General features: G+C 46.7%; 1 protein-coding gene. It reads left to right on the top strand.

Features of this window, described 5'->3' with window-relative positions; genetic code table 11:
• Window positions 1-293: hypothetical protein (locus AB4486_RS24565; protein ID WP_372119282.1), on the top strand; the 293-nt coding region annotated here is incomplete at its 5' end.
• Window positions 294-306: the final 13 nt, after the last annotated feature.

Genomic DNA, 306 nt, shown 5'->3' with positions numbered 1-306 from the left:
GTGATTACACAGAACAAGCTTCTGGATCTCTAGACTTGGGTACTGAAGATAACTGTGCATTGTCCGTTACTGAAACAGGCAAATACACCTTCGTTCTAAATGCGATTCATGAGCAAAGCGATTCAGCTGACAAACCGGTTGCTTCTGTAACGAAAGCGGCAGACGCACCAACGTTTGGTGAAACTTCACTCTTCCTACGCGGCACGATCACAACTTGGGATACGCCAGCTGAAGATTCAAGCGCGAAGTTCAACTACGTAGCCGCAGATGTTTACTCTTTAGATACGACCTAGCAGCAGGTAGCTA

Source organism: Vibrio sp. 10N.222.55.C6 (genome assembly GCF_041473395.1).
GTDB classification, from domain to species: domain Bacteria; phylum Pseudomonadota; class Gammaproteobacteria; order Enterobacterales; family Vibrionaceae; genus Vibrio; species Vibrio crassostreae_C.
This window is presented reverse-complemented; position numbering and strand designations above follow the sequence as displayed.